At 55.3% G+C, this 21,491-nt stretch carries 20 protein-coding genes; 15 read left to right on the top strand and 5 right to left on the bottom strand.

Translation table 11 applies throughout. The annotated features are described in order from the left end of the window. Positions 1-210 precede the first annotated feature (210 nt). From OSH09_RS06745 to OSH09_RS06735, 3 genes are all read left to right on the top strand, one after another. On the top strand, positions 211-1,515 hold the full coding sequence (locus OSH09_RS06745; RefSeq protein WP_207875349.1) for an MFS transporter: 1,305 nt from the start codon (positions 211-213) through the stop codon (positions 1,513-1,515). A 98-nt stretch (positions 1,516-1,613) separates the two neighbouring features. After that, positions 1,614-3,599 carry an acetate--CoA ligase gene (gene acs / locus OSH09_RS06740; protein ID WP_207875348.1) on the top strand — a complete coding sequence of 662 codons (1,986 nt, stop codon included), beginning with the start codon at positions 1,614-1,616 and terminating at the stop codon, positions 3,597-3,599. Positions 3,600-3,762: 163 nt separating this feature from the next. Continuing rightward, on the top strand, positions 3,763-4,653 hold the full coding sequence (locus OSH09_RS06735) for a DMT family transporter (RefSeq protein ID WP_243430299.1): 891 nt from the start codon (positions 3,763-3,765) through the stop codon (positions 4,651-4,653). An 80-nt stretch (positions 4,654-4,733) separates the two neighbouring features. Here the strand turns inward: OSH09_RS06735 and OSH09_RS06730 are convergent, their stop codons facing one another. Continuing rightward, positions 4,734-6,380, bottom strand: a complete 1,647-nt coding sequence (locus OSH09_RS06730; RefSeq protein ID WP_207875347.1) for an electron transfer flavoprotein-ubiquinone oxidoreductase — start codon at positions 6,378-6,380, stop codon at positions 4,734-4,736. A 182-nt stretch (positions 6,381-6,562) separates the two neighbouring features. Between OSH09_RS06730 and OSH09_RS06725 the strand changes: the two genes are divergently transcribed. From OSH09_RS06725 to OSH09_RS06690, 8 genes are all read left to right on the top strand, one after another. Beyond that, the gene (locus OSH09_RS06725) at positions 6,563-6,985 is read left to right on the top strand and encodes an acyl-CoA thioesterase (protein WP_207875346.1); all 423 of its coding nucleotides are present in this window, start codon (positions 6,563-6,565) and stop codon (positions 6,983-6,985) included. Positions 6,986-7,107: 122 nt separating this feature from the next. Next, positions 7,108-7,806, top strand: coding sequence for a CoA transferase subunit A (locus OSH09_RS06720; RefSeq protein WP_207875345.1), 699 nt, complete (start codon positions 7,108-7,110; stop codon positions 7,804-7,806). 19 nt (positions 7,807-7,825) lie between these two features. Continuing rightward, the gene (locus OSH09_RS06715) at positions 7,826-8,479 is read left to right on the top strand and encodes a CoA transferase subunit B (RefSeq protein ID WP_153230622.1); all 654 of its coding nucleotides are present in this window, start codon (positions 7,826-7,828) and stop codon (positions 8,477-8,479) included. A 93-nt stretch (positions 8,480-8,572) separates the two neighbouring features. Further along, entirely contained in the window at positions 8,573-10,357 is a 1,785-nt protein-coding gene (locus tag OSH09_RS06710) for an aminopeptidase P family protein (protein WP_266120510.1), read from the top strand. A 147-nt stretch (positions 10,358-10,504) separates the two neighbouring features. Beyond that, positions 10,505-12,151 carry a CTP synthase gene (locus OSH09_RS06705; protein WP_207875343.1) on the top strand — a complete coding sequence of 549 codons (1,647 nt, stop codon included), beginning with the start codon at positions 10,505-10,507 and terminating at the stop codon, positions 12,149-12,151. An 88-nt stretch (positions 12,152-12,239) separates the two neighbouring features. Beyond that, positions 12,240-12,620: a VOC family protein gene (locus tag OSH09_RS06700; RefSeq protein WP_266120509.1), complete on the top strand. Its 381-nt coding sequence runs from the start codon at positions 12,240-12,242 to the stop codon at positions 12,618-12,620. 76 nt (positions 12,621-12,696) lie between these two features. After that, entirely contained in the window at positions 12,697-13,548 is an 852-nt protein-coding gene (gene kdsA, locus OSH09_RS06695; RefSeq protein ID WP_207875341.1) for a 3-deoxy-8-phosphooctulonate synthase, read from the top strand. A gap of 18 nt (positions 13,549-13,566) precedes the next feature. Then, complete coding sequence (locus OSH09_RS06690) at positions 13,567-13,851, top strand: DUF1330 domain-containing protein (protein WP_153230618.1); 285 nt, start codon at positions 13,567-13,569, stop codon at positions 13,849-13,851. Positions 13,852-13,983: 132 nt separating this feature from the next. Here OSH09_RS06690 and OSH09_RS06685 read toward each other — a convergent pair whose 3' ends face one another. Beyond that, positions 13,984-14,709 (bottom strand): SDR family NAD(P)-dependent oxidoreductase, encoded by a 726-nt coding sequence (locus OSH09_RS06685; protein WP_266120508.1) that lies wholly within the window; start codon positions 14,707-14,709, stop codon positions 13,984-13,986. A 163-nt stretch (positions 14,710-14,872) separates the two neighbouring features. On the opposite strand from OSH09_RS06685, the gene OSH09_RS06680 reads away from it, so the two are divergent. The 4 genes from OSH09_RS06680 (at position 14,873) to ftsB (ending at position 18,882) form a co-directional block, all read left to right on the top strand. Further along, positions 14,873-16,441 carry an MDR family MFS transporter gene (locus OSH09_RS06680; RefSeq protein WP_266120507.1) on the top strand — a complete coding sequence of 523 codons (1,569 nt, stop codon included), beginning with the start codon at positions 14,873-14,875 and terminating at the stop codon, positions 16,439-16,441. A 2-nt stretch (positions 16,442-16,443) separates the two neighbouring features. After that, positions 16,444-16,890 carry a MarR family winged helix-turn-helix transcriptional regulator gene (locus OSH09_RS06675; RefSeq protein WP_207875338.1) on the top strand — a complete coding sequence of 149 codons (447 nt, stop codon included), beginning with the start codon at positions 16,444-16,446 and terminating at the stop codon, positions 16,888-16,890. 354 nt (positions 16,891-17,244) lie between these two features. Beyond that, positions 17,245-18,531 (top strand): phosphopyruvate hydratase, encoded by a 1,287-nt coding sequence (gene eno / locus OSH09_RS06670; RefSeq protein WP_207875337.1) that lies wholly within the window; start codon positions 17,245-17,247, stop codon positions 18,529-18,531. 45 nt (positions 18,532-18,576) lie between these two features. Continuing rightward, positions 18,577-18,882, top strand: a complete 306-nt coding sequence (gene ftsB, locus OSH09_RS06665) for a cell division protein FtsB (RefSeq protein ID WP_094197272.1) — start codon at positions 18,577-18,579, stop codon at positions 18,880-18,882. Between the two features lie 129 nt (positions 18,883-19,011). Here ftsB and OSH09_RS06660 read toward each other — a convergent pair whose 3' ends face one another. The 3 genes from OSH09_RS06660 to OSH09_RS06650 form a co-directional block, all read right to left on the bottom strand. Then, positions 19,012-19,845 carry a hypothetical protein gene (locus OSH09_RS06660; RefSeq protein WP_266120506.1) on the bottom strand — a complete coding sequence of 278 codons (834 nt, stop codon included), beginning with the start codon at positions 19,843-19,845 and terminating at the stop codon, positions 19,012-19,014. Between the two features lie 78 nt (positions 19,846-19,923). Then, positions 19,924-20,835, bottom strand: coding sequence for an Hsp33 family molecular chaperone HslO (gene hslO / locus OSH09_RS06655; protein WP_266120505.1), 912 nt, complete (start codon positions 20,833-20,835; stop codon positions 19,924-19,926). A 43-nt stretch (positions 20,836-20,878) separates the two neighbouring features. After that, the gene (locus OSH09_RS06650; RefSeq protein ID WP_266120504.1) at positions 20,879-21,397 is read right to left on the bottom strand and encodes an RDD family protein; all 519 of its coding nucleotides are present in this window, start codon (positions 21,395-21,397) and stop codon (positions 20,879-20,881) included. Positions 21,398-21,491 lie beyond the last annotated feature (94 nt).

The following is a 21,491-nucleotide window of genomic DNA, read 5'->3' as shown; positions in this document are numbered from 1 at the left end:
GTTGAATTGTTAGGCAGTGTACCGGAGGATAATTGCACCGTAAAGCATTGTGGCAGGGTATTTTGCGATTGAATCATACTGTTTCAAAGTGCGGTCGGGAGCGGTTTTCAGGCTCTGTACATGGGTTCAGTGCTCTTGTTGATGATTTGCCGGAAAATAAGCGAAATAGAGCGAAGTTTTACTATTTATAGGGATTGAATGATGCGATTTATGGGACAAGCCCTAGGGAAAGCCCTAAACGAGGGAGTTCGGCTGCGCGAGTTGTGGGCCTGGGCTATGTATGATTTCGCAAACTCTGGCTACACCACCGTCATTTTGACCAGTGTCTATAGCGCGTATTTTGTGGGCGTTATCGCTGAAGGCCGCAGTTGGGCTACCTTGGCGTGGACCTTGGCTTTATCTGCTTCTTATTTGAGCATCATGTTGACCATGCCTGGGCTCGGTGCAAAAGCCGATGCACGTCAAGGCAAAAGGCGGCTTTTGTTTAGCAGCACCATAGGTTGTGTATTGGCTACGGTGATGCTGTATTGGGCCGGTCCCAATGACATTGTCTGGGCCCTGGTTTTCATCGCTTTATCCAATTATTGCTACTGCATAGGCGAGTCCATCATCGGCGCTTTCTTGCCGGAAATCGCCCGGCCTGAAGCCTTGGGTCGGGTCTCGGGTTGGGGCTGGGGTTTTGGCTATTTTGGTGGCATGTTGGCCCTGGGCCTGTCTTTGGCTTTTCTGACCTGGGCGACCTCGCAGGGTTGGACGGCTCAGGAGTACGTGCCGGGTATTGCCCTGATTACCGCCACTCTGTTTGCCTTGTCCGCCTTGCCATCTTTTCTGTTTTTGCGGGAGCGCAGCGCGCCTAGCGGGGCAAAGCAGCAAGGGATGCTGTCCCGTTTGATTGCGTCGGCGCGCGATGTGCATCAGCATTTTCCCGACTTCCGCACCTTATTGCTGTGCGGTGCTGCCTATCAGGCCGGGATTGCCGTCATTATTACTTTGTCCGCCGTCTATGCGACAGAGGCCATGGGTTTCACGATGGCGCAAACCATGACGCTGATTTTTACCGTGAATATTGCGGCAGCAGTGGGGGCTTTGCTGTTTGGACATATTCAAGATCGCATCGGCCATCGCCGAGCGCTGGCGCTGACCTTATGTGCCTGGCTGGTGATGGTGACCATTGCAGTCAGCACACGATCACTGGCGGGTTTCTGGGCGGCGGCTGCCGTTGCGGGCTTGTGTATAGGAAGTAGCCAAAGTGCGGGCCGGGCAATGGTGGGCTTGCTAGCACCGAAAAGCCGTCTGGCCGAGTTTTTTGCCTTGTGGACCTTCGCAATTCAACTGGCCGCTGTATGTGGTCCGCTGTCTTACGGTCTGGTGACCTGGCTCAGTGGAGGCAACCATCGTTTGGCCTTGGCATGCACTGGTTTGTTCTTTCTGGCCGGTCTGCTGATCCTGTCGCGTTTGAATTTTGAACGTGGCATTTTGGCCAAGAATCAAGCCAATCTCAGTTGTCAGGATTGAGTAAGTAAGGCGCGTTACGTTTATATAAAATTAAGCTGGGTTGTCCTATGCACAGCCCATAAAAAACACCAAATCTGGAAAATAAAGGAGCCAACACCATGAGCGGTCCAACGTCTATTGAATCCGTCCTGTCGGAAAGCCGAGTCTTTCCCGTGTTCCCCAAGCTGGAACGCGAAGCAAGCATTGCTGGCATGGCGGCCTACCAGGAACTTTGCCAGAAAGCCGAGCAGGACAATCCCGGCTTCTGGGCGGAGTTGGCCCGCGATCGTTTGGTCTGGACCAAGCCTTTCACTCAGGTTCTGGACGACAGCAAGCCCCCGTTTTACAAGTGGTTCCATGATGGCGAGCTGAACGTCTCGGCCAACTGTCTGGACAAGCACCTGGGCACTCCCACCGAAAACAAAACCGCGCTGATTTTTGAAGCCGACGGTGGTGAAGTCACTAAAGTGACCTTCCGCGAGCTGTACGAACAAGTTTGTCAGTTTGCCAATGGTTTGAAAGCCCTGGGCTACAAAACCGGCGAACGCGCCCTGATCTATATGCCCATGTCGGTGCAAGCCATTGTGGCCATGCAGGCATGTGCCCGTTTGGGTATTACCCACTCCGTCGTGTTTGGTGGTTTCTCGGCCAAGAGCTTGCACGAGCGCGCTGTGGACGTAGGCGCCAGCCTGGTTATTACGGCTGACGAACAGCGTCGTGGTGGCCGTGCCATTCCTCTGAAAAATGCGGTTGACGAAGCCCTGAGCGGCGGCGACTGCGAAGCCGTGCGTCACGTGATCGTGTACAAGCGCACAGGCGGTCCCGTTGCCTGGCACGAAGGTCGTGACCTGTGGTGGGAAGATGCCGTCAAGGGTCAAAGCAGCGATTGCCCCGCCGTGTCCGTGAATGCAGAACACCCTCTGTTTGTTCTGTACACCTCTGGCTCCACCGGCAAACCCAAAGGCGTGCAGCACTCCTCGGCAGGTTATCTGCTGGGTGCCATGCTGAGCGTGCAGTGGACCTTCGACGCCAAAGACAGCGATGTGTTCTGGTGTACCGCCGACATCGGTTGGGTAACCGGCCACACCTTCATCACCTACGGCCCTCTGGCTGCTGGCGTGACGCAAGTCGTGTTTGAAGGCGTGCCCACTTACCCGGATGCAGGCCGTTTCTGGAACATGATTGAGCGTCACGGCGTAACGGTGTTCTACACCGCACCGACCGCTATTCGTTCGCTGACCAAGGCGGCCGAAGCGGACGAGGCCATTCACCCCAAGCAATACAATCTGGATACCTTGCGCATCATTGGTTCGGTGGGTGAGCCTATCAACCCCGAAGCCTGGATGTGGTACTACAAGAACGTGGGTCGCGAGCGTTGCCCCATTGTGGATACCTGGTGGCAGACAGAAACCGGCGGTCACGTTATTACCCCTCTGCCTGGTGCAACACCCCTGAAACCCGGTTCTTGCGGTCTGCCGTTCCCCGGCATGGACGTGGCCATTGTGGACGAAGTGGGTGGCGAAGCTGAACGTGGCAATGGTGGTTTCCTGGTCATTCGCAAACCGTGGCCCAATATGATTCGCACCATCTGGGGCGATCCCGACCGTTTCGTGAAAAGCTACTTCCCACCAGAGCTGAAAGGCTATTACCTGGCTGGTGACGGTGCACAGCGTGATGCGGATGGCTACTTCTGGGTCATGGGCCGTATCGATGACGTGCTGAACGTATCCGGTCACCGCTTGGGCACCATGGAAGTGGAATCGGCCCTGGTGGCACACCCGCTGGTGGCGGAGGCCGCTGTTGTCGGCAAGCCAGATCCGACCACTGGTGAAGCTATTGTGGCCTTTGTGGTGCTGAATGGTGATCTGCCCTCGGGCGCAGAAGCCGACAAGATTGCCGCCGAGCTGCGTAACTGGGTGGGCAAGGAAATTGGTCCTATCGCCAAACCACGTGAAATCCGCTTTGGTGAAAACCTGCCCAAGACACGTTCGGGCAAGATCATGCGTCGTTTGCTGCGCTTTGTCGCCAATAACGAACCTATCACCCAAGACGTTTCCACACTGGAAAATCCAGCCATTCTGGATCAGTTGTCCGAAGCACACTAAATTTTTTGGTAGTTCCTGTTTGACCCTGGTTTCTTTTCGGAGCCAGGGTTTTTTTATTTCCTTTGATTATTTTGTTACTGAAAACCTGCTCGATGTGGAATTAGCCTAGCATTGAGTCCATGGTCAAAACATCGGTCCAAGAATTCAAAAAAAGGGGAAAGGTTTGAGCGGGGAACAGCAGGCAGACAGGGGCGCTTTGGCGCTGATGGGCTTGGTGGTACTGACCTGGGGCATGAGCTGGGTCGTGATGAAGGCGATGACCGTCTACATTGGGCCAGTCGATCTGATTGCAGCCCGCTATGCGGTGGCATTCGTTTTTTTATGGCTGGTGCTGCGTCTTAAAGGCGGGCATTTACGGCCTACGCCCTGGAAGCTGAGTCTGGGCGTCGCTATTTTTCAGACCACTGGTTTCCAATTGCTGAGCCAGTTTTCCTTGCAGGCGGGTGGAGCAGGGAAAATGGTGGCTCTGGCCTACACTATGCCGATCTGGATTTTGCTCTTGTCCTGGCCCATGTTGGGCCAACGTCCCCAAAAACGCCACATTATGGGCATGGTGCCTGCCATCCTGGGGTTGATGCTCCTGATCGCGCCTTGGGAAGGGATGGGCGGCATACTCGGTTCCGTTCTGGCGACCTTGAGTGGCGTGAGCTGGGCCTTGGGGGCGGTTTTCTCCAAGCAGCTATTTGAGCGTCACCGAGTGGAGCTGCTAAATGCCACAGTGTGGCAGTGCCTTTTGGGTATTGTGATTGTGCTGCCTTTGAGTTTCCTGATTCCCCAGCGTCCCATTGTGATGGAATGGCAGATGTTCAGCGGTGTGCTGTATTTGGGGATTATCGCCACCGGAGTGGGTTGGCTGCTATGGATGGCGGTGGTCAGCCGGGTCAGTGCAACCCTGGCTGGAATGTCCAGTCTGGGCGTGCCTGCTTTGACCGTTCTGTTGGCCTGGCTGATTCTGGATGAGTGGCCAACGCAGTTGGAACTGATGGGTACAGGCTTGATTCTTCTGGGCTTGTTTGTCGTGAACTGGCCGACACGCTCCCGTCGCAAGGCATAAAAAAACCACCCGTTTGGGGTGGCTCTTTATCAGCAAAAAAACATCTGGCCTTGGCGATTGCACCAAGGCCAGATTTGTTTTTACATGCCGCTGTACACCGGACCTTCGCCACCCTGAGGGGGCACCCAGACAATATTCTGGGTCGGGTCTTTAATGTCACAGGTTTTGCAGTGTACGCAGTTCTGCGCATTGATCTGCAGTTTGTCGTCGCCGGTTTCCGTCTTGATGAACTCGTACACGCCAGCGGGGCAGAAGCGGGCTTCCGGGCCACCGTAACGAGCCAGGTTCACCGCCACAGGTACGGACGGATCTTTCAGCGTCAGGTGAACAGGTTCATCTTCTTCGTGGTTGGTGTTTGAAATAAACACGGAACTCAGACGATCGAAGGTGATCTTGCCATCGGGTTTTGGATAGTCGATACGTGCGCACTCGGCGGCAGGCTGCAAACAGGCGTGATCGGGTTTGTTATTACGCAGGGTCCAGGGCATTTTGCCTTTGAGCAGACCTTGCTCCACAAAGGTCATGACCGATGCAATCGAGCGACCTTTCTTGAACCACTGTTTGAAGTTGCGGGCCTTGTCCAGTTCGGCATGCAGCCAGGACTGTTTGAATGCCTCTGCATATTGGGACAACTCGTCTTGCTTGCGGCCAGCCTGCAAAGCCTCGAAGGCTGCTTCAGCGGCCAGGGAGCCGGATTTGATGGCGGCGTGGCTGCCCTTGATGCGCGAGGCATTCAGGAAACCGGCATCACAACCGACCAGAGCGCCACCGGGGAAACTGAGCTTGGGCAGAGCCAGCAGACCACCCGCTGTCAGGGAGCGAGCCCCGTAAGCAATGCGCTTGCCGCCTTCAAAGGTGGCACGCAGGGCAGGGTGAGTTTTGTAGCGCTGGAATTCCTCGAAGGGAGACAACCAGGGGTTGGCGTAATCCAGGCCTACAACCATACCGACCATGACCAGATTGTTATCCAGGTGGTACAGGAAGGAGCCACCGTAGGTATCCGAATCCAGCGGCCAGCCAGCGGTGTGAATCACCAGGCCAGGCTGCGATTGGGACGGGTCCACTTCCCACAGCTCTTTAATGCCAATGCCGTAGCTTTGGGCATTGCGGGATTCGTCCAGCTTGAAGCGTTCAGTCAACTGACGGCCCAGGTGGCCGCGTGAACCTTCAGCAAAAATCGTGTAGGACGCCAGCAATTCCATGCCGGGCTGGTAGTGGGCGGTGTGGGTGCCATCACGGGCCACACCCATATCGCCCGTCAAGACGCCGCGTACCGCACCGTTGTCGTCATACAGAATGTGGGCAGCGGCAAAGCCGGGGAAAATATCCACGCCCAGGGCCTCGGCCTGTTCACCCATCCATTGCACGACATTGCCCAGGCGGACAATGTAATTGCCATGGTTTTTAAAGCAGTCAGGCAGCAACCACATGGGCGTGCTGCGTGCGCCTTTTTCGGTCAGGAAAAGGAATTTGTCCTCGGTGACTTCTACCGAGATGGGAGCGCCTTGCGCTTTCCAGTCGGGCAGCAGTTCATCCAGGGCGCGCGTATCCATCACGGCGCCAGACAGGATATGGGCGCCTACTTCAGCGCCTTTTTCCAGGATACAGACGCTGATTTCTTGTTCTTTTTCTTGGGCGAGCTGTTTCAGACGTATCGCGGTAGCCAGGCCTGCAGGGCCAGCGCCGACGATAATAACGTCATATTCCATCGATTCACGTTCAGACATTGCTGCTGATCTCCTATTACGGCTTAGCGCTTTGTTCTTGATTGTTGGCGGGTGAAATTCGTGTACTGTGCGTACGGTCGATTGTATTGTAGTCTGAGCAATCCCGTTTTGAGTTCAGCGGCAAAAGCCGGTATCTGGCTGCCTCTGGGTTCATCAGTAAATATCAGTAAGGAGAGCATGTAATGACACAAGTTGTAGATTCTGGTGCTGGAGCCACTTTTGATATTGCCGTGCGCTGGGGTGATCTGGACGCCATGAATCATGTTAACAATACGGTTTACTTCCGCTATATCGAGGAAGCCCGTGTTCAGTTAATGATGAAGCTGGGCATGGTGCCACCTTCGCCACGTACCGGGGTGCTGGCCCATGCCAGCCTGGATTTCCAGCGCTCGATCCTGTATCCGGCCACTGTGCGGATTGTGCACAAATTGCTGAAGGTCGGTGGTAGCAGCATTGAGCTGGAAGTCTTTGTATGTGATGCAAATCAAGCCGATGTCATTTATGCGCGCGGTCGTTGCGTGCTGGTGTCCATTAACCCCCAAGGCGGTTCACAACCTTGGACCGAAGATGAGCGTAAACAGATACACTCGGTTTTTCAGGGTTAAGCTTTACGTATACGGAAAGCATAGTCAAGTCGTAGAATGCCTGATAGCGCCCAATGGTGCGCAGCGGCATTATTGGACAAAGTTTGCTGTTTAGGCCAATTAAAGAGTCATTGGAGAGTCAATTGAATAAAGTCTATCCAAGCGCCAAGGAGGCGTTGCAGGGAGTCGTTGCCGACGGACAGACAGTCGCAGTGGGTGGTTTCGGCCTGTGCGGAATCCCCGAAGCGCTGATTGCTGCGCTGCGCGATAGTGGAGTCAAAAACCTGACCTGCATTAGCAATAATGCCGGGGTGGATGGCTTTGGTTTGGGGCAATTGCTGGAAACGCGCCAGATCCGCAAGATGATTTCCTCCTACGTGGGCGAGAACAAAGAGTTTGAGCGCCAGTATCTGGCGGGCGAACTGGAACTGGATTTCACCCCCCAGGGTACGCTGGCTGAAAAGCTGCGTGCTGGCGGTGCGGGCATCCCGGCCTTTTTCACCGCAACGGGTGTGGGCACCATCGTGGCCGATGGCAAGGAAATCAGAGAGTTCAACGGTCAACAATATGTGATGGAAGAGGCGCTGGTGCCGGACGTATCGCTGGTCAAAGCCTACAAGGCCGATCGTAGTGGCAACCTGGTGTTCCGCAAAACAGCACGCAACTTCAACCCGAACGTGGCGATGGCAGGAAAAATCACCATTGTCGAAGTCGAGGAAATTGTCGAGACCGGCAGCCTGGACCCCGATGATGTGCATTTGCCCGGCATTTACGTGCACCGTATCGTGCTCAATGCCCAGCCCGAAAAGCGCATTGAACAGCGTACCGTTCGTTCTTCCTGATTAGCGAGGCAAGATAATAATGGCTTGGAATAGAGATCAAATGGCGGCACGCGCCGCTCTGGAGCTTCAGGACGGCTTTTACGTCAACCTGGGTATCGGTTTGCCTACGCTGGTTGCCAACCACGTGCCTGCGGGTATTGAGGTCTGGCTGCAGTCGGAAAACGGTTTGCTGGGTATCGGCCCGTTCCCAACTGAGGACAAGATTGATGCTGACCTGATCAACGCTGGCAAGCAAACCATCACCACCTTGCCCGGCTCGTCCATTTTTTCCTCGGCAGATTCGTTTGCCATGATTCGTGGCGGTAAGATCAATATCGCGATTCTGGGCGCCATGCAGGTGTCGGAAAAGGGCGATCTGGCCAACTGGATGATTCCCGGCAAGATGATCAAGGGCATGGGCGGTGCCATGGACCTGGTCGCTGGCGTTGGCCGCGTCGTGGTTCTGATGGAGCACGTAGCCACCAAGAAAGACGGTACTGAAGACCTGAAAATTCTGCCTGCTTGCACCTTGCCCCTGACGGGCGTGGGTGTGGTTGACCTCATCATTACCGATCTGGGAGTGATGGAAGTGACGGAAAATGGTTTAAAGTTGCTTGAGTTGGCACCAGAAGTCAGCCTTGAGTACATTCAGTCCAAGACAGGCGTCCCGCTGGACGTCAGCGCTGTGGCCTGATCGGTTTCTCTGGCTAAAAAAGCTTCGGCGCGAGTCGGAGCTTTTTTTATGTTTGATCGGTGCGTGAACGCTGTCTATGTAAAGGAAGTTGGCATGGCCCATACCCCCGTTACCGCACGCTTGCAGGCGCTGCGCGAACAAATGCAATTTCAGTCGGTGCAGGCCAGCATTTGGCCTACATCAGATCCCCATCTGTCTGAATATCTGCCAGATCGCTGGAAGAGCCGTCAATGGCTCAGTGGTTTTGTGGGCTCGGCGGGCCTTTTGGTAGTGACGGCAGATTGGGCCGGTTTGTGGACCGATAGCCGCTACTGGGAGCAGGCGGCCAAGGAATTGGAAGGCAGTGGCATTCAATTGCAACGTGCGGGTGATGCCGGTGTACCTGAACCGGCTGACTGGCTGGCGAATAATCTGCCCGCCCAGTCGCGTGTGGCCCTGGATAGTCAGTCGGTCTCGGCGCAAAGCTTGCTGGCCTGGAAAACAGCCACGCAAGAGCAGGAACTGGAATGGGTCCTGGAAGCCGATCTGCTCAGTCCAATCTGGGCAGACCGACCTGCAGCGCCTGTCGGCCAGGTGGTGGAGCATTTACCTCCTTTTGCTTGCCGCACTCGTCAGGAAAACCTGAACAGTACTCGAGCTGCCATGCAGGAGCAGGGCACTCACTGGCATTTGCTCAGCGCGCTGGATGATATTGCCTGGACCTTGAATCTGCGCGGCAGCGATGTATCTTATAACCCGGTGTTTTTGTCGTACTTGTTGATTGGCCCGGATCAGGCGTTCCTGTTTGTTGATAGCAACAAGCTGTCGGCAGGCATTCAGGAAGCACTGGCTCTGGACGGCGTCCAGGTTCAAGGCTACGCAGAGTTGTCCTCCTTCATGCGTGCTTTACCAGCGTCCATGCCTATCCTGCTGGATATGGCGCGGACCACAGCTTGGGTGGCGCAATTGGCAGCGCATTTGAATGTGGTCGAATACATCAACCCCGCTCAATTGCTCAAGTCCTGCAAGACGGAAGCGGAGCTGGATCATGTGCGTGAAACCATGGAAAAAGATGGCGCTGCCTTGTGCGAGTTCTTTGCCTGGTTTGAACAGCAAAGCGAAGTGAATGAGCTGGACGTGGATGAACATATCTGCGCCGCCCGTGCCCGTCAGGAAGGTTTTGTCAGCCCCAGTTTTGGCACGATTGCCGCCTATAACGCCAATGGTGCCATGCCGCACTATCAGGCTACCCAGCAGTCGCATGCCCGCATTGATGGCAATGGTTTGCTGTTGATCGATTCGGGTGGGCAGTATCAGGGTGGGACGACCGACATTACCCGTGTGGTGCCGGTAGGTCAGGTATCTGTCGAGCAGATTCGTGATTTCACGCTGGTGCTCAAAGGCATGGCGTCCTTGTCCATGCTGGTGTTTCCCGAAGGCATTGCCGGTCAGCAAATTGATGTGCTGGCTCGTCAGCCTTTGTGGGAGCAGGGCCTGGACTTTGGTCACGGCACCGGCCACGGCGTGGGTTACTTCATGAATGTGCACGAAGGCCCGCAGTCCATTTCCTGGCGCGGTCGCATCGGGCCTCATTCCGCCATGCGTGCTGGCATGATTACGTCCAATGAGCCCGGGCTGTACCGTCCCGGTCAGTGGGGCATACGGATCGAAAATCTGGTCGCTGCTGTCCCGGCCATGCGTAGCGAGTACGGGCAGTTTCTGCGTTTTGAAACCCTGACCCTGTGTCCTATCGATACGCGTTGTATAGATGCCGCACTACTGACGGTGGCCGAGCGCAAGTGGCTCAATGAATATCATCAACAAGTGCGTGAACGCCTCTTGCCGCGTGTTCAGGGTGATGCACGCAAGTGGCTTGAGCAAAGGACGCAAGCGATCTGATCGCCAGCTCTCTCTGTTGTCAATAGTTGCAAGGCAAGTGGTATTTCCGCTGTGAAATGCCACTTGTCAGGTCGCCAAGCATGGGCGCTTGCCGTTATAATCCAAATTTCCCGCTATCGCCTGATTTGACCTCAGGCGCCTTTTATAATGACCACCAAATATGTATTCGTAACGGGAGGCGTTGTGTCCTCCCTGGGCAAAGGTATTGCGGCTGCATCCCTGGCTGCCATCCTGGAGTCCCGCGGCCTGCGCGTGACCATGCTCAAGCTGGATCCCTACATCAACGTAGATCCGGGCACCATGAGCCCCTTCCAGCACGGTGAAGTGTTTGTTACTGAGGATGGTGCGGAAACCGACCTGGACCTGGGCCACTACGAGCGCTTTATTTCCGCTCGCATGCGCAAGGTCAACAACTTCACCACGGGCCAGATTTACGAATCCGTGCTGCGCAAAGAGCGTCGCGGCGACTATCTGGGCAAGACCGTGCAGGTTATCCCGCACATCACCAACGAAATCCAGGACTTCATCATTCGTGGCGCCAAGGCTGCTTACAATGGCGAAGCCGATGTTGCCATCGTCGAGATTGGCGGCACAGTGGGTGATATTGAATCTCAACCGTTCCTGGAAGCTGCCCGCCAGATGAATCTGCGCCTGGGCCGCAACAACACCGCTTTTGTTCACCTGACACTGGTGCCGTTCATTGCATCGGCCGGTGAACTCAAGACCAAGCCTACTCAGCACTCCGTACAGAAACTGCGTGAAATCGGTATCCACCCCCACGCTTTGCTGTGCCGTGCTGATCGCATCATTCCTGATGACGAACTGGCCAAGATTTCGCTGTTCTCCAACGTGCCCATGGACGCCGTGATCTCGGTTTGGGATGCGGATTCCATCTACAAGATTCCGGCCATGCTGCACAAGCAAGGTCTGGATAGCCTGGTGTGTGATGCACTGGCGCTGTCGCCTCCACCAGCGGATCTGTCCATGTGGGATCGTCTGGTACAAGCCTTGGAAAATCCGGAGCACGAAGTGCGTATCGGTATGGTCGGCAAGTACGTAGACCTGACGGAGTCCTACAAGTCGCTGAGCGAAGCCCTGGTTCACGCCGGTATCCACACCCGTACCCGTATCAATATCGAGTACCTGGATTCCGAGGTTATCGAGAACGAAGGTACGGATTGCCTGAAAGGTCTGGACGCCATTCTGGTGCCGGGCGGCTTTGGTAAACGTGGTACCGAAGGCAAGATTCGCGCCATTCAATACGCTCGTGAAAACGGCGTGCCATTCCTGGGTATCTGCCTGGGCATGCAGTTGGCCGTAGTCGAGTTTGCCCGCAATGTGGGTAATCTGGTGGGTGCGAACTCCACCGAGTTCGATCCCTCTGCCGTGCACCCCGTTGTCGCTCTGATTACGGAATGGGCTGACCGCGAAGGCAAGGTTGAGCATCGTGACGGTTCCTCCGATCTGGGCGGCACCATGCGTAAAGGTGCCCAGCGTTGCCCGGTGAAACCCGGTTCGCGTGCTGAAGCCATTTATGGCCCTGAAGTGAACGAACGTCACCGTCACCGTTTCGAGGTCAACACCTTGTACGTGCCACGTCTGGAAGAAGTGGGCATGGTGATTTCGGCTCGTACTCCTACCGAGAACCTGCCAGAAATCATGGAATTGCCAGATCACCCCTGGTTCATGGGCGTGCAGTTCCATCCGGAATTCACCTCCACCCCGCGTGATGGCCATCCGCTGTTTACCAGCTATATCAAAGCGGCTCTGGAACGCCAGAAAAAGTCGGCTTGATAATTTGGTATGACTGGAAAGGCCCGCGCTATGCGGGCTTTTTCATTCCGGGTGACAGAATGTGTTGCCCGCCTTCCTGGGAGTAAGCATGATCGAACAGTTGGATCATTTGGTGCTGACCTGTACCGACCCGCAAGCCACCACCCATTTCTATACGCACGTGTTGGGCATGAAGCAGGAAGTCTTTGGGCAAGGGCGGATTGCTTTCAGCTTTGGCTCGCAAAAGATCAATTTGCATGTGCGCGGGCAGGAGTTCGAGCCCAAGGCGCATTTACCGGTGCCGGGGGCGCTGGATCTGTGTTTTATCGCCAGCATTCCGCTGGAGCAGGTAATCGAGCATTTGCAGTCACAAGGCTGGCCCATTATTGAAGGGCCGGTGCAGCGTACGGGGGCTACTGGCCCGATTCGCTCTGTCTATGTGCGCGACCCGGACTTGAACCTGATCGAAATCTCCGAACGATTGGGCTGACAGGCATGCTGCACTGCAGTGCAGCATCGCCGTCAGGAATGTGGGAGAATGCAGCAATACTGAAACGAGGTCTATTATGGATTTATGCGGTTACGACGTTGGCCTGGATCGGCCCTTTTTTCTGATCGCTGGCCCTTGTGTGATTGAATCGCGTCAAATGGCGTTTGATACAGCGGGTCAACTTGCCGAGATTACCTCGGCCCTGGGTATCCCCTTTATCTACAAAAGCTCGTTTGACAAGGCCAACCGGAGTTCGGACAAGTCGTACCGAGGTCCCGGCATGGCGGAAGGTCTGCAAATTCTGGCGGATGTGCGCTCGCACTACAAAGTGCCGGTTCTGACCGATGTGCATGATAAAGATCAGGTTGATGATGTGGCTGCCGTCGTGGATGTGCTGCAAACACCCGCTTTTCTGTGCCGTCAGACCGACTTTATCCAGGCTTGTGCCGCTACCCTGAAACCCGTGAATATCAAGAAGGGCCAGTTCCTGGCTCCTCAGGATATGGTGCAGGTGGTGGCAAAGGCCCGTGCAGCGGCGATGGAAATGGGCGGGGATGGCTCCACCATCATGGTGTGTGAGCGTGGTGCTTCCTTTGGCTACAACAATCTGGTGTCCGACATGCGCTCCTTGGCGATCATGCGTGCAACGGATTGCCCGGTCGTGTTTGATGCCACGCACTCGGTGCAGTTGCCAGGCGGGCAGGGCACGACATCGGGTGGTCAGCGTGAATTTGTGCCTGTTCTGGCGCGTGCTGCTGTCGCAGCGGGTGTGTCGGGCGTGTTCATGGAAACCCACCCTGATCCGGACAAGGCCTTGTCTGACGGCCCGAATGCTGTCCCTCTGTCGCAGATGGCAGATTTGCTGCGGACACTGCAACAGATCGATTCGATTGTTAAAAACAGCGGTGCCTTGCAGCACGGCTATTAAACGTAGTTTGGAGACACTATGTCCGCATTTTTGATTGCTAATGTCGAAGTTACCAACCCCGAGCAGTACAAGCAGTACCAGGAGTTTTCCAGCATCGCCATGAAAACCCACAACGTGAAAGTGTTGGTGCGTGGCGGTGAAACGGTCACTCTGGAAGGCAATGCGCCTTTGCGTACCGTGGTGATGGAGTTCGACACATTGGAACAGGCTCAGGCTTTCCACGATTCCGAGGAATACCGTCGTGCCCGTAAAGCACGTGAAGGCGCTGCCAAAATGACCATGTACGTGGTGCAAGGTCTGTAAAAAGCGGGCTATGCCACGCAGTCAGGCAGAAAAAAGGGAGTGTGAAAACACTCCCTTTTTTTATGGGGCCCAGGTATAGAGTCCAAGCTTTTTGTTCAATATCTCAGGAACGGGATCCGCTTGTTTTGATGTTTAGAAGCGTGGATCACGCAGGGCAGGCAGGATCAGCTCGCGTATAAAACTGGCCGCAGACAGTTGCAGCAGGCTGCGCACAATGGTGAGCACGTCATGGACCGGGATGGTCTCGCCCTGATCCCGCTCAGCCGCCGTGCGCAAGGGAACATCCAGGCCATCTTCCGTATTCAGATAGCCCAGTTGCAGGCAGCTTACTGCCAGCCCTTGATCTCTATAGCCTTCGCGTAGGCTGTCAGCCAAACCATTCAAGGCAAATTTCGTCGCGCCAAAAGCGACTTCTGGTCGTCCGCTTTGACGCAGACCCGAGGTCGACCCCGTCAGAATCAAGCGAGGCTGTTTGCTGCGCAATAAATGGGGCAGCAAGTGACGTATGACCAACAAGGCCCCAGTCAGATTCACGTCGACCAGACGGCGAATGGCCTGATCGCTTTGTGACAGAAAATCGTATTCATCACTGAATGCCGTGTCTTCCCAAATCCCCAGGTTGTAGACCAGTACGTCCAGCGAGTCCGGGCAGGCGGCTGCCAATTGGCTGGCGGTGTCCGGCTGGGACAAATCGGCGCATATCCAGTGCTGATTGGAGCTGGGATCCGGTCTTAGAGAGCTGCCCAAGGAGCTAGGTGGCCGTCTGGCCACGCCATACAGTGTGTTGCCATCCTGGGCCAAGCCGTCCATCAAGGCGCGTCCCAGACCCATGCTGGCACCAACAATCATGATATTCATACGTTTTTCCTGTGGGGCAGATTCGTTTGGAAAGCCATGCTTTCTGGATGATCGCTATTGTGTACCGGGATAGCGGGGCAGGGTTTGATTCAGGCAGTGCTTGTCAGGTTTTTATCGCTCTCGTAAAATGATTGACTAGGCAATAATTGCATGGTCAACGAAAATGGTAAACCTCTCAGAAACATCACAAAAGACACCGGGGCGCGTTTTATCCGTCACAGAATCCATTCTGGCGATGATGGGTTTGTGCTTTGTGGTGATGTTGGTGGCGATCGATCAGACAGTGGTGGGGACCGCCTTGCCCACGATTGTGTCCGAGCTTCACGGCTTTGAACTGTATGCCTGGGTCGCAACCGCGTATTTGCTGACCTCGGTGATTACTGTGCCTATCTTCGGCCGTCTGGGAGATTTCTATGGCCGCCGCCGTTTTGTGCTGGTGTCCATTGTCTTGTTTACCTTGGCGTCTGTGCTTTGCGGCATGTCGCAAAGCATGTTGCAACTGGTTCTGGCCCGCGCTTTGCAAGGGATCGCCGGGGGCATGCTGGTAGGCACGGCTTTTGCCTGTGTGCCCGATCTGTTTCCTGATCCACGTGTGCGCTTGCGCTGGCAGGTCATGCTCAGTGCTTCATTTGGTATCGCCAATGGCGTGGGGCCGTTTCTGGGTGGGATTCTGACGGAACACTACGGCTGGCGCTCGGTGTTCTATGTGAATTTGCCCGTTGGTTTGCTGAGCCTGTATTTTGTCTATCGTTACTTGCCGCAGATTCGCCATTTTCGTCAGACTAAGGTGCGTCTGGATTGGCTGGGTGCCTTTTTGCTCATGGTGGGCCTGGCGTGTATTCAGCTCTTGGTAGAGTTGTTGCCTCAATACGGTGGCAGCTATGTGATGGTTTTGCTCGGACTGTGCAGTCTGGGAGCTTTTGTTCTGCTGGTGGCCTGGGAGCGCCGTGTCGACGAGCCGCTCTTGCCGCTGGTTCTGTTTAGCAGTCCTGCCCAGTTGTCCTTGTTGATTCTGTCGGCTGGCTTGGGCTTTATTCTGTTTGGGCTGTTGTTCTATGCGCCTTTGTTGCTGCAAGGTGGCTATGGTCTGCGCCCGCAAACAGCCGGTTTATTGATTACGCCCCTGGTGGTATTCATTACCGTGGGCAGTATTATTAATGGCCGTACTATTACGCGACTGCGCCACCCCAATCGCATGTTGTATCTGGGGCTGATACTGCTGGGTATTGCCTGCCTGGGCATGGTGTTCATCAAGAAAACTGATCCGTATTGGCACTTTGTGATGTATGCCACGCTGGCCGGGACGGGCATAGGCTGCATCATGCCGAATCTGACCGTTTTTGCGCAGGAAATTGTAGAGCGCTCCATGCTGGGTATTGCCACGGCCATGCTACAGTCCATGCGCATGGTGGGTGGCATGTTGGGTACCGCGGTCGTTGGCACCCTGATCAACTACCAGTACGGTGAAGCCATCCGCACGCAATTAACGGCCTTGCCCTCTACTCTGGTCCATTCCCTGCAAGACCCGCAAGTGCTGATGAGTGTGAGTCAGCAGACGCAGTTTCTGGAGCAGGCGGGACAAGATGGGCAGATGTATCTGGGCCTGGCCCGCGACGCCCTGGCGCATGCTGTCAATATGGGTATGGCCATTACCTTGCTGTTGATAGTCTGGTGTTTTTATTGGGTACGCAAAGTGCCGCCCATACGATTTAATCGTCAAGAACAGTCTTGAACATGATGAATGAATTTCCACAACTTCAAGCGGCTCAGCAGTTGGGGCGCACGTATCGCAGCTTGATGGCGGCGTTTGACCAGCAATTGGGCATGCCCTTACCGCGCTGGCGTGTCCTGATCTGTTTGCATCAAGAGGATGGCTGCCTGTCTCAAAAGCAGTTGGTGCGTTTATTGCGCATTGATCCGGCTGCGGTGACGCGCCAGCTTAAAAGCATCGAGTCTTTGGGCTTGATCGAACGCTTCACCGATGAGCAGGACAACCGGCTGACCAATGTGCGCCTGAGCCCTGCGGGTCGTGAGCTGGTCGAGGCCACCTTGCCGCGCCGTCGCCGTCTGGTCGAGGCCATGTTGCAGGACTTCTCCGATCAGGACTTGTCGCAGTTGATTACCTTGCTGGGCAATTGGGAAAGTGCGCTGTTAAAGGCAGGCGACAAAGATTTACTTTGAGACGTATCGGTACTTTTTGTATTTACAGAGACGCCGCCTAGTCTCGGAATTTCTGGTGATAATAAAGACGTGCCGGTTTCGATCAGGAAGGGGGCAAGGGCTTGAATCCAGGCTTTTTTCCAGCTTTCGAAACCAGACATGGCACGGCTGTGTCATGGGCAGGTACAATCCTGTTTTAGCAGGAGGGCAGGGGGCGCTGATTGCACTATAGCTGTCGCGCTTGCTGATCTTTTCGACTTCCAGGCCAAGCACCTTTTCAAGCCCGTCTTCAGACCGGTTTACGGTGATACGCCCGGCAGCAGGATTGTTTAACTTATCTAGCTTAATGCTACTTCAGGCAGGACTGTCAAAATCATGAGTGCAATCGTAGATATTATTGGCCGCGAGATTCTGGACTCCCGTGGTAATCCAACGGTGGAGTGTGATGTATTGCTCGAATCGGGCGCTATGGGGCGTGCATCCGTTCCATCTGGTGCATCCACTGGCGCTCGCGAAGCGTTGGAACTGCGTGATGGTGACAAGAGCCGTTACCTGGGCAAAGGTGTGCTGCGCGCGGTCGAAAACCTGAACACCGAAATCTCCGAAGCCTTGATGGGCTTGGATGCTCAAGAACAAACCTTTATCGATCGCACCCTGATCGAGCTGGACGGTACCGAAGACAAGAGCCGCCTGGGCGCTAACGCCATGCTGGCTGCCAGTATGGCTGTGGCCCGTGCCGCTGCTGATGATTCGGGTCTGTCCCTGTACCGCTACTTCGGTGGCAGTGGTGCCATGGCCATGCCTGTACCGATGATGAACGTCATCAACGGTGGTGCACACGCCAACAACACCCTGGATCTGCAAGAGTTCATGATCATGCCCGTGGGCGCCAAGAGCTTTCGCGAATCGCTGCGTATGGGTGCAGAAGTGTTCCACACCCTGAAAGGCCTGATTCACGATCAAGGCATGTCCACCGCTGTGGGCGACGAGGGTGGTTTTGCTCCTAACGTGGCCAACCACGAAGCGGCTATCGAACTGATCCTGCGCGCTATCGAACAAGCTGGCTACGAGCCCGGCACCCAGATTGCTCTGGCCCTGGACTGCGCGGCTTCCGAGTTCTACCGCGACGGTAAATACCACCTGGCTGGCGAAGGTGGCGTGTCCCTGAGCTCGCAAGACTTTGCCAATCTGTTGGCTAACTGGTGCGACAAGTACCCCATCATCTCCATCGAAGACGGCATGGCCGAAGACGATTGGGACGGCTGGCGCATTCTGAGCCAGCAACTGGGCGACAAGATCCAGTTGGTTGGTGACGATTTGTTTGTGACCAACACCAAGATCCTGAAGAAGGGTATCGAACTGGGTATCGGTAACTCCATTCTGATCAAGATCAACCAGATCGGCACCCTGACCGAAACCTTTGCTGCCATCGAAATGGCCAAACGTGCCGGTTACACCGCTGTGATTTCGCACCGTTCGGGCGAAACCGAAGACTCCACTATTGCGGACATCGCTGTGGCGACGAACGCCATGCAGATCAAAACGGGCTCCCTGTCCCGCTCCGATCGTATGGCCAAGTACAACCAGTTGTTGCGTATTGAAGAAGAATTGGCAGAAGTTGCTACCTTCCCAGGTCGCGAAGCGTTCTATAATCTGCGCTAATTCTGTTTGATGAACCGGGTCGAGAGACCCGGTTCTTACGCCACCATGCGCCTTATCGTCCTGCTCCTGCTCTGTTTGACCCTGGTAACCCATTACGCTTTATGGTGGGGCAAAGGCGGTTGGCTGGATGTACGGCAAATGCAGACCAAGCTGGTCGCGCAAAAAGAAACCAATGAAGCCCTGACGGCGCGTAACAACGCCTTGCTGGCCGAAGTTCAGGATTTGCGTTCAGGGACTCACGCCGTTGAAGAGCGCGCTCGTAGCGAGTTCGGCATGATGCGTGAAGGCGAGATCTTCGTGCAGATTGTGCCTCCCGGTGGTTCGGCTGCCACCACAGCCAGTCCACGTTAAGAAGTAGCGCGCAAGGCGCTATGGAAACGGCAAGCTAGCCGGTTCATTTCTGATTTCCCCCCTTTTTATTGATGGATGAATTATCCAGGCTTGTCCGTGCCTGTTGTTTTCTGAGGCTAGTACTTGGCCTCAGTAGCAGGCTGGATTAGGGGCATAGGAGTCTGGGGTGCCATTTCCTTCACCTGAACCAGTGTCAGCGGGGTTGGGTGGCACCAAGCCGTCCTGTGGTTCTTGTGTCTTGCCATCCCAGGTTGGAAGGGGGTCGTTTCCACTTGGGGAAGGCAGGTCCGGAGAGTCCAGGGGAGCAGGCCAATCTGCTTGAGAGACAGCCAGGGCAGCCTGATCTTCTGTCTGCCGGGCATAGATCACCCGGCCATCCGGTAAATCATCCCATTGCACGGCATCGGACTGCATGGGGTGCTTGATTTCCAGGCGTAGCCAAACGACTGCAGAGTTCAGGGGATTCGCTACGCTAGCCGGAAGCTGGGGCATCAAACGCATCAAGGATAGTGGTCCAGCCTGATGGGCATACACCAGGTACAGATGTAGCGTGTTCGCCTGGTAGATGCTGGGGCTGTTGCGGTCTGCCTGCTCGGCTTGCAAGGCTTGCCAGCCCTGGGTAATGGCGGGCCGTCCTTCGTGCTGAGACGAGGGCCTGCCATGCCAGGCAAAGGCCTGGGAGGAGGGCGACACAATCTGTATTTGCCATTGATCGTGGCGCGGCACTTTGGCGGCAGCCAAGCCCTGGCTGAATGTCTGGGCGATGGTTTCAGGTCGTGCCTGATGCACGCTGGCCTGACGGGCGGCCTGCAGCAAACTGTGCTGCAGGCGTACCCGTAGTGAGTACAGAGTGAGCACATCCAGCGCCAGAAAGCTCAGCAGGAGGATAGCCAGCAGAGCCCCCAGAATATGGGAGCCTGCCAAGCCAGATTGCAGATGGGGAGTACCAGAAAAATCAGCCATGATGTCTCCATCATGGCTGTGTGCGGATCAGGCGGATAGAAGGGCTTGTACTCGCGTATTTGCCCTTAGCTAATTGACTTAGTGCAGTGTGTCGTCACCGGGCTGGGTATCGCCCTTGTCGACGAAAAGAGAGGCGCAGTCAATGGCATCGTACTGATAAGGCTTGCCGCAGAAGTTGCAGGACACATTGACCGTGTCTTGCTCTGTCAGCATTTGCTCAATTTCTTCCCGGCCCAGCATGCGTAGCATATTGCTGACTCGTTGACGGGAACAGGGGCAATGCCAGCGCACAGCCTGAGGTTCAAAGACTTGCAGGTCTTCTTCCCAGAACAGGCGGTGAATCAGGGTGTCGCTATCCAGTTGCAGCAGCTCCTGGCTTTGAACGGTGGAGCCCAGGGCCAAGGCACGTTCCCAGGTATCCAGGTTCTGCGCCAGATTGTGACCACCTTGTGGCGGGATGCGTTGCAGCAGCAGGCCTGCGCAGCGGTTCTCGTCCGCGGCCAGCCACAGATGGGTGTCTAGCTGCTCAGAGGTGCGCATATAGGTTTGCAGAACTTCGGCCACGGTTTCGCCTTCTAGTGGAACCACGCCCTGATAGGGGCGGAAGTCCTTGCTACTTTGGCGTGGAGCCAACACCACGGTAAAGCGACCTTGGCCTTGTGGGTTCAGCAGGGTTTGAAGTGTGCCGGTTTGGGGCACAGGATGGTTTTCACGCAGAGAAACGGTTGCGCGTATATCCATGTCCGATGTGCATTCCACGACCAGCAAGGCGATGGGGCCATCGCCTTGAATTTGCAGAATCAGGGAGCCGTCAAATTTAAGGTTGCCCGCCAGCAGCACGGAGGCAGCAACCAGTTCGCCCAACAAGTCGCGGATGCAGGCTGGGTAGTGCTGGTGTTCCAGCCCCATTTGCCAGGCTTGCTCCAGGTGAACCATCTGGGCTCGTGTGCTTTGGTCGGCAAACAGGTATTTTTTTAAAATGTCGGTCATGACTTTGTTGTACTACTAAAAAATGAAGAGGCAGCGTGTCTGTTCAGGTGGCTGCCGACGTAACACGAGTAGGGCGTGCATCGATCAGACGAGTCTTGCTAAGACGGTCGTGCAGGAACTGCTGGTCTTTGTCGAACCAGGTCCAGATAAAGTTCAGAAAAGGCGTAAACACGATAAGAAGGTCCGTGGACGCATAGCCTGTGTAGCCAGACAGAAGCTGAACCAGCAAGGCACCCATCAAGGGCAAGGGCCATAGCAAAATATAACGCAGCAGCAAGGTGCGCAGGGCAGGAATCTGGCCTTGCTCATTAACCAGACGCATGTGCCAGGTCTTCATGGGCAAGGTCTGGCCGACTTTACGCCAGCACAGCACAAAATAAATCCCCAGCGCAATAAACAGAACGACCTGACGCACATGACGCAGATCCAGGCCGCTACGGCTTTGGGTCAAGGTATCAAACAGATAGCCGGTGGTAAAAATAACGCCGAACAGCAGGATGGATTCGTACATCATGCAGGCAAAGCGTCGCCAGCGGCCAGGAGTAGTGAAAGAGGGTGTCATTGTGCGTCTTGAGACAGGGAAGACTTCCATTATCGCGTATATCGCTGCCTAACGGAATGCTGCTTATATGGGGTGCCTATCCCAATAAACAAGG

Origin of the sequence: Alcaligenes parafaecalis (assembly GCF_026344135.1) — a bacterium.
In the GTDB taxonomy this organism is placed as follows: domain Bacteria; phylum Pseudomonadota; class Gammaproteobacteria; order Burkholderiales; family Burkholderiaceae_B; genus Alcaligenes; species Alcaligenes parafaecalis.
The sequence above is the reverse complement of the archived record's forward strand: the minus strand, read 5'-3'. Positions and strand labels throughout refer to the sequence as shown.

Coding starts and splice junctions, on each gene's coding strand:
- OSH09_RS06745 (WP_207875349.1), top strand. CDS start 211: ATGGGACAAGCCCTAGGGAAAGCCCTAAACGAGGGAGTTCGGCTGCGC.
- acs (WP_207875348.1), top strand. CDS start 1,614: ATGAGCGGTCCAACGTCTATTGAATCCGTCCTGTCGGAAAGCCGAGTC.
- OSH09_RS06730 (WP_207875347.1), bottom strand. CDS start 6,380: ATGTCTGAACGTGAATCGATGGAATATGACGTTATTATCGTCGGCGCT.
- OSH09_RS06725 (WP_207875346.1), top strand. CDS start 6,563: ATGACACAAGTTGTAGATTCTGGTGCTGGAGCCACTTTTGATATTGCC.
- OSH09_RS06715 (WP_153230622.1), top strand. CDS start 7,826: ATGGCTTGGAATAGAGATCAAATGGCGGCACGCGCCGCTCTGGAGCTT.
- OSH09_RS06710 (WP_266120510.1), top strand. CDS start 8,573: ATGGCCCATACCCCCGTTACCGCACGCTTGCAGGCGCTGCGCGAACAA.
- OSH09_RS06705 (WP_207875343.1), top strand. CDS start 10,505: ATGACCACCAAATATGTATTCGTAACGGGAGGCGTTGTGTCCTCCCTG.
- OSH09_RS06700 (WP_266120509.1), top strand. CDS start 12,240: ATGATCGAACAGTTGGATCATTTGGTGCTGACCTGTACCGACCCGCAA.
- kdsA (WP_207875341.1), top strand. CDS start 12,697: ATGGATTTATGCGGTTACGACGTTGGCCTGGATCGGCCCTTTTTTCTG.
- OSH09_RS06690 (WP_153230618.1), top strand. CDS start 13,567: ATGTCCGCATTTTTGATTGCTAATGTCGAAGTTACCAACCCCGAGCAG.
- OSH09_RS06685 (WP_266120508.1), bottom strand. CDS start 14,709: ATGAATATCATGATTGTTGGTGCCAGCATGGGTCTGGGACGCGCCTTG.
- OSH09_RS06680 (WP_266120507.1), top strand. CDS start 14,873: ATGGTAAACCTCTCAGAAACATCACAAAAGACACCGGGGCGCGTTTTA.
- OSH09_RS06675 (WP_207875338.1), top strand. CDS start 16,444: ATGATGAATGAATTTCCACAACTTCAAGCGGCTCAGCAGTTGGGGCGC.
- eno (WP_207875337.1), top strand. CDS start 17,245: ATGAGTGCAATCGTAGATATTATTGGCCGCGAGATTCTGGACTCCCGT.
- ftsB (WP_094197272.1), top strand. CDS start 18,577: ATGCGCCTTATCGTCCTGCTCCTGCTCTGTTTGACCCTGGTAACCCAT.
- OSH09_RS06660 (WP_266120506.1), bottom strand. CDS start 19,845: ATGGCTGATTTTTCTGGTACTCCCCATCTGCAATCTGGCTTGGCAGGC.
- hslO (WP_266120505.1), bottom strand. CDS start 20,835: ATGACCGACATTTTAAAAAAATACCTGTTTGCCGACCAAAGCACACGA.
- OSH09_RS06650 (WP_266120504.1), bottom strand. CDS start 21,397: ATGACACCCTCTTTCACTACTCCTGGCCGCTGGCGACGCTTTGCCTGC.